The following is a 2275-nucleotide window of genomic DNA, read 5'->3' as shown; positions in this document are numbered from 1 at the left end:
GTAAGCGCCCTTAAATCCACCCTCTACCCAAAAAGCGCAGAGTCTGATTTTATGTTCTCGAATGGGTCGATCTAGCGATATTCCATGGCAACAAAGCTTCGATGGTCTCCAGGGAATCGGCGGCACCGATATGCTTGAGGACGTGTTGCAAGTAGGCGAAGGGTTCCAAGTCGTTGGCTTTAGCCGTTTCAATCAGCGAGTAAATCGTCGCACTGGCACGAGCGCCTTGGCTGGTATCGGCAAACAGCCAGGCTTTGCGACCGACCGCAAACGGGCGGATGGCGTTTTCGACGTTGACGTTGCTGATGTTGAGACGGCCATCTTCGCAATAGCCAATGAGATAAGGCCATTGGTTGAGCGTATATTCCATGGCTTTACGGGTCAGAGAGCCTTTGACCAGGCGTGGTATGTTGTCTTCCAGCCAGGCTTTCAGGTCGTTGAGCCGTGGCAGGCTGTCGGCTTGCCGAGCCGCCCGTTTTTGCTCGGGCGTTTGGTCTTTGATGTCCCGTTCGATGGCATAGAGTTGACCGATCTTGTGCAGCGCGGTGTCGGCCAGGGTCAAATAGTCGTTAGCGCGGTTTTGCGTGGGCAAGGCCACTTTGCGAGCTTCCACAAATTTGCGGCGGGCGTGATCCCAACAGCCAATACGCGTCAGGCCGCTGGCGGCACAGAGTGTGCCGTAACCACTATAGCCGTCCGCTTGCAGCACGCCACTGAAGCCATCGAGCAAGCGTTCGATGACGTGGCCGGCACGCGAGGGATCGTATTCAAACAAAATGGACGGTTTATCCGGTGGCCCGCCATAGGTTACCCACATCCATTGGTTGGATTGGGCGGTTTTGCCGTCTTCCTTGAGCACCTGAATCCGGGTTTCATCGGCCTGCAGCACATCGTAGCTATTTTGGCTTTCTCGCATCAGGGTAATCAGGGGTTTGAGGACGTGATCCAGGCGCACGATCCAGTGAGCCATATCACTGCGATCCACGGCCTGGCCGCTGCGTTTGAACAGCTTTTCCAACCGATACAATGGCAGCCCATCCGCATATTTGCTGATCAACACATACGCCAACAAGTCCACACTGGCTACGCATTTGCCCAACGGATGCACCGGCCGTGCCGCCGCTATGACGCGTTCGTTGCCGTCGTGCTCAAACACGGCTTTTTCCTGCCAGTGCTCGATGACTTGCAAGCGGGCGGGGATGTAGTCGAGTTCTTCTTTGACTTTGGTGAAGAAGGTTTTGAGTGCGCCCTGCTTTTCCGCCTCGGTCAAGCAGTGGTCGACGCGCACGCGCGGCAGGGCGCTGGAAAACTGGCGTTGGCGTTTTTTCGGCTTGGGCTTGTGCGGCTCATCGTCCGGCAATTGCGCGGCCTGCTCTTGTAAGGCGACTTCCAGCTCGGCCTCATCGAACAAATCCCCTTGGCCCGGTATTTTTTCACTTTTGGCGGCGTATTGACGCAGCTTGGCCAAACGCAGGTATTCTTCCAGAAGCTGGATATAGTTTTCGTGCCGTCTTTGTTGCTCGGCGGCCTGTTGCAAGGCCTCATTCTGGGCCTGGATGGTCTGCTGTAATTGGCTGATAGTGTGTGCCTGCTCAGCGAGCGTAGCCTGCCATGCCGACGGGGACAAACGGTCATCGGAGAGGGGAATGATCGGGCTGTTTTCGACTGAACGCATGAGGGATATTTTACCCGATTTTCGAGTAAAAATCCCTTAAAAAACAGACTCATAATCTAATTTTTTATGGCCTTTCAGCTGCTGGATGTCGACACCGTCCAACAGCCAATTGATCTGCTCGCCCGTCAAAGCGATGACCAGCTCATGCGTCTTGGGCCAATGGAATTTCTCCTCCGCCAAGGCCTTGTAATACAGAATAAAGCCATTGTCTTCCCACATCAGGCATTTGATTTTGTTGCGCTGGCGATTGGTAAACGCATACAGGCCGCCAGCAAACAGGTTATGACCCAACTCCCGTTCGACGATGGCTGCCAGGCCATTCACCTGTTTACGAAAATCGATCGGCTCACGATACAGATAAATCAGCGGTGTCGCGATCGAAGGCCTGAGGTAACGCTGACTCATAGTTGCTCCAACAAGGCATGCACCAAGTCGAGGTTCTGATGACTAATACCCTGGATAGACAAACCACAGGGTAACTGTAGCGTTAACGCCGCACGGGGTGATTGCTCAACCACCACCTGCGTAAAACCGCTGACAGTAGCTGGATCTCTACGCCGGACAATCTGCTCCGCTTTGAAAAGTTTTCGCCGCCAATAA

The 2275-nt window shown here is 54.3% G+C and carries 3 protein-coding genes; all 3 read right to left on the bottom strand.

Going from position 1 to position 2275, the window contains the following annotated elements:
- Positions 1 to 49: 49 nt before the first annotated feature.
- Positions 50 to 1675: an IS66 family transposase gene (gene tnpC, locus A1359_RS16220; protein WP_198159385.1), complete on the bottom strand. Its 1626-nt coding sequence runs from the start codon at positions 1673 to 1675 to the stop codon at positions 50 to 52.
- Positions 1676 to 1711: 36 nt separating this feature from the next.
- Complete coding sequence (gene tnpB / locus A1359_RS16215; RefSeq protein ID WP_066985484.1) at positions 1712 to 2080, bottom strand: IS66 family insertion sequence element accessory protein TnpB; 369 nt, start codon at positions 2078 to 2080, stop codon at positions 1712 to 1714.
- The coding region (locus A1359_RS22900) for a hypothetical protein (protein WP_198159384.1) at positions 2077 to 2275 on the bottom strand (199 nt) is incomplete at its 5' end. The genes A1359_RS22900 and tnpB, both read right to left, overlap by 4 nt.

Origin of the sequence: Methylomonas lenta, from assembly GCF_001644015.1 — a bacterium.
In the GTDB taxonomy this organism is placed as follows: Bacteria; Pseudomonadota; Gammaproteobacteria; order Methylococcales; family Methylomonadaceae; genus Methylomonas; species Methylomonas lenta.
This window is presented reverse-complemented; position numbering and strand designations above follow the sequence as displayed.

Excerpts from the sequence above, each read along its gene's own strand:
- tnpB (WP_066985484.1), bottom strand. The coding sequence starts at position 2,080 with ATGAGTCAGCGTTACCTCAGGCCTTCGATCGCGACACCGCTGATTTAT.
- tnpC (WP_198159385.1), bottom strand. The coding sequence starts at position 1,675 with ATGCGTTCAGTCGAAAACAGCCCGATCATTCCCCTCTCCGATGACCGT.